The organism is Candidatus Poribacteria bacterium, from assembly GCA_021295715.1.
GTDB lineage: Bacteria > Poribacteria > WGA-4E > WGA-4E > WGA-3G > WGA-3G.
On sequence record JAGWBV010000106.1, the window covers coordinates 1 to 4,347 of the forward strand.

The following is a 4,347-nucleotide window of genomic DNA, read 5'->3' on the forward strand; positions in this document are numbered from 1 at the left end:
ACCGATTCTCAACAAGATATGACCCTGCCTTTTGAAAAGGCAGCTTGAATTCTGAAATATTGTCCAAACTTTAGTATAGAAAGGACACGACTAATAAACGGAATATCAGCAGAAATTCCAAGTTCACGTCCTTGGATAAGAATCTTAATAACCTCTATCTGTTGCGCTGAAACAAAGATCGCGTCCGGGCTCAACTCCATTATTCGAGTTAATTGGGCGGAAAAGTCAGTATCACCCGTTTCAAAAATCTCCGTGGTCAGCACTTCAATGTTGCTATCGGCGAAAACTTCCCTATATATTTCTTCGCTATTCCGAGAAGCGAAGTCGACTGTATCTGATATCGTTGCTACCCGCTGGTATCCGAGTTTCTCTTCGGTCACTTTAACACCAATAGGAATCACGACATCCGTAGCGGGACTCGCTCGAAAGATAAATTCACGGCTTGTGCTAATTAGACTTTCATAGATTTTTGGTTATGCGAGCACGAGGTCTTTGAGTTTCATCAAAGAACGTCCGAGACAGTGATTCAAGAAAACTCCGAGCAGAGAAGCACCGAACTTATTGCTCATTCGGGTCTGAAGTCCCCACTGCGTCCGGGCACGCACCCGAGACACGCCGAACTGTTCAGTGAGTTGACCGATCGTCGTCTCAATGCGTCTGCGCACCCGAACTTGGAGTTTCCTGAAAGTCTTGGGATATTGATGCTTCTGATTGCTTCGCAGCGTTGGGAGCAAACAGGTATTTTCGGTTTCCAATAACGCCTCTTGGAGGGACCCCGAAATATACCCTTTGTCCCCAAGAAGCACCGGATACCTGCCCCTTTCAGACAGCAAAGGGAGCACGTCTCGGTCATCTATATTCGCTGAAGCAATCGCAAAATCAACCGGTGCTCGCGTCCCTGTAGTGATCACGTGCCCGCGAAACCCCAAGAACGTCCCGAGACTTTTCGTCGCACAGTGTCCATAAGTCGCAAGCGTCCCTGAAGCGTCGGTTTCCCATTTCAGATCAGACCTTGAAGCTTTGGCGCGTTTGAAGTCGCAAATCGGTATCGGGAAAGAGTCAACGATAAACACATCTGTCTTGGGAAGGTAGCCCGTCAATGCCCGACGCAGCACCTCGCTCGCCGTCGAAAGATTGCGTCTTCTGCGATTGAAGCGCGACCTTTCGGGTAAAGACCTGAAAACGGTTTCCAGTGCTGCTTTCAAGCGCGGATACCCCGTGTTTTCACTGTCTTCTGTCATGTATTCAAGCAGCCATCCGATAGCGAGAATGTCGCTGTCGGGACACTCCGGATTCCGACCGGGTCTGCGGTTCTCCGCATCGGGAAAGTGGGCATCATAAAGCGTTTTCATCATCTTCTGAACCACGCCTGCGACTGCTACGAGCATGCGCGGAACATTTTTCAGTTGTAATGCGTATGCTTTTAAAGTAGACTGTAACTCCATCCTTATGTCTCCTTTGGTTAGCTGAACTTATAGGATAACATAAGGATGGACATATTCAACCTAAATTCTATTTAGCACAAGGCGTTAATATGTATACTTCAATAAGACTTAAAAGATTGAAGTAGTGACACCTATCGTTACGATATGAGATATGATAAGTTTCGGTGTAAAATCAATTACGTGCCTCAGGAGTAACTGTCAGTTTTACCTGTTCTCCATCTCGTAAAACAACAACTTCAACGGGTACTCCAATTTTCACAGCATCAAGGGCATAGGTATAGTCGTAGATGTTAGCGATCTTCTGCCCTCCAAATTCCACGATAACATCGCCACCCTTCAAACCGGCTTTATCAGCGGGACCGCCAGCGCGAACCCCAGAGAGTTTAACGCCGGTGCCTTCCGTCGTATAGTCAGGAATCGTGCCAAGATATGCACGCAGCGTATCGCGGCTTCCTCCTTCTGACTGGCTCCGTTCGACCTGAACATATTCCGGACGTTCAGGGGTACTGATCACATCTAAAACAATACCATGTGCTAATTGAGAGATCCGCGCAAGTCCGTCATAATTGAGCGTTTCTATATCATCCGTTGGACGGTTATAGTCTTCGTGTCCACCGGTGAAAAAACTAAGCACCGGTACCTCTTTCGGGTAGAAAGCGGTCACGTCCGTCGGCAGATACGGATCGGTTTGTAATGTTAAATTAAAGCCGATGGGAACATTCCGCTTTTCAATGAGTTTCGTCCACATAGGTGACGAACCGATACCTTGTAAAATGAGTTTGTTTTCACGGAGTCGCCCCACCATATCGAAATTGACGTACGCCACTACCTTATCTAAGGGAACGATTGGATGGTTGACAAAGTGGGTAGACCCGATGAGACCAAGTTCCTCTCCCGACCAGAGAGCGAAGATAACGCCTCTGTTAAATTTTTCGGGATGTGCTTGGAACGCTTCACTGAGTGTCATCGCCAATTCTAAAACGACAGCGGTGCCAGAGGCATTATCATCTGCGCCGTTGTGAATCTGTCCCTCCTCATCTTTCCGAGCCAATGAACCGATTTCACCATAGCCGATATGGTCATAGTGCGCACCGACAACGATGTACTCGGTGTCATCTGTTAATTGTGGTGGGAGAAGCGCGATGACATTCTGATCGGTTTTCTTAACTTTCTCAACCGAAACGACAATCTTAATCTTGACATCGGGTAACGGAAATTGTCCAACGAAGTGTGGATTCTCTATATCAAGTTCTGATTGAACCTCTTTCAAATCCTTGCCGGATGTTGCAAAGAGGGCATTTGCCACAGTATCACTTATGGATGCAGCGACAATTCCAGAATCAGCAAGGCTACTATCGAAATCAAGCGGAATCAATTTACCCGTGTTGGGGGAGTTCGGACCAGCGACGACGAGAAATGCCTTCGCGCCGTGCTCCCGTGCCTGCATCGCCTTGTATCGAAGACCCGCATACCGATTCAGTTGTTGGCGACGTTCCGGGTCAACCTCTTCAGGGACATAGCGGAGGGCAACGACAATTTTGTCCTTCACGTCTAACCCGGTATAAACGTCATATCCTTCACCCAACTCGCCGGGGACGGTTAACCCGTATCCAACGAAGACAACTTCACCTTCAACGATACCATTACGCGAGAAAGAGAGCGGCTGAAAGTCCTGTTCCACGCTGAATTCTAATTCCTGTTCGGCTCCATGCGCGTGACGTGTGATGTAGAACCGGTTTTCCTCCGATATAATCCGCCTGCCTGCAGTGAATTCAAAGGTTTGCCCAAACCCTCGTAAGTAACTCACTTCATCACCGATAGGCTTGAGACCAAGTTCTTCAAAATGGGTGGCGATATGATCCGCTGCACGTTTCGCGCCTTCTGAACCGGTCATCCTACCTTCAAGGGCATCGTCGGCAAGCAATTCAATATGTTGACGGATACTCGTTTTTTTAATGGATTCAGAGTCAGCAACCGTTTGGATGGGATACCCGGGTGAGTTGTGGCTTCTTGGTGCGGATGTAACTGCTTTCAGTGCAGCTTCATGGTTCCAATCGGCAAGGTAAAGTTGCGAAACTTCTTGACTGTTCCGATTCGAGGTCCAGCACAAACGGCTGCCGTCCGGTGAAAAGACGGGTAGCCCGTCAAACCCATCAGTTGTGGTAACACGAACGGGTTCATGTCTACCTCTCCCATCGACGAGGTATAGTTCAAAATTAGAGAATCCAAGTTTGTTGGAAGCAAAGATAACGTATGCCCCACTCGGGTGGAAGTAGGGTGCCCAAGACATGCTATCGAAGTCGGTGAGTCGCCGTCTATTAGAACCATCTATCCGCATTGTGTAGATGTCGGCTTCGCTGCCGTCGGGTGTAAAGTGTCGCCAAACAATGTGCTCTCCATCGGGCGTAAAGAAAGGACCGCCATCGTAGCCCGGAGAATCCGTTAATTGGATTTGATCGGATCCGTCGGCGTTCATGATATAAATTTCGCCGAAATAGGCAGGATCGATTTCCAGTTGTTTCAGATCCTTTGCGGAGAGTTGGCTTTTCGGATATGCGTTCCGTAGCGAACAGAAAACGATACGTTTGCCATCAGGTGAATATGCGGCTTCAGCATCGTAGCCGGGCGTGTTTGTTAGTTGCCTGAGGTTACTACCCTCTCGGTTTGCCGAGAAGATGTCCATCTTTTCATCGTAATCCCAACTGTAGCGTCTTTCTTGTCCAGATGCCCGGAATTTCAATTCCTCTTCCTGCTTCGCTTTCGCAAAAGCATCGTGGTGGGTCGAAGCGTAAAGCACTTCATCGGTCCCTGGACGGAAGAAAGCACAGGTTGTCTTCCCCAAACCGGATGAGACGCGGTGTGTATCGCCTGTTAGTAAGTCTAAAAGATAGATTTGGTAGAA

3 protein-coding genes are annotated in these 4,347 nt (G+C 48.3%); all 3 read right to left on the reverse strand.

The annotated features are described in order from the left end of the window. Nucleotides 1-8 precede the first annotated feature (8 nt). On the reverse strand, nucleotides 9-401 hold the full coding sequence (locus tag J4G07_19860) for an ABC transporter substrate-binding protein (protein ID MCE2416247.1): 393 nt from the start codon (nucleotides 399-401) through the stop codon (nucleotides 9-11). Nucleotides 402-473: 72 nt separating this feature from the next. After that, nucleotides 474-1,445, reverse strand: coding sequence for an IS982 family transposase (locus tag J4G07_19865; protein MCE2416248.1), 972 nt, complete (start codon nucleotides 1,443-1,445; stop codon nucleotides 474-476). A 172-nt stretch (nucleotides 1,446-1,617) separates the two neighbouring features. Further along, a partial coding sequence (locus J4G07_19870) for a M28 family peptidase (GenBank protein ID MCE2416249.1) occupies nucleotides 1,618-4,347 on the reverse strand: 2,730 nt, incomplete at its 5' end.

Bases quoted from the DNA above. Each gene is read 5' to 3' on its own strand.
- J4G07_19865 (MCE2416248.1), bottom strand. From the start codon at position 1,445: ATGGAGTTACAGTCTACTTTAAAAGCATACGCATTACAACTGAAAAAT.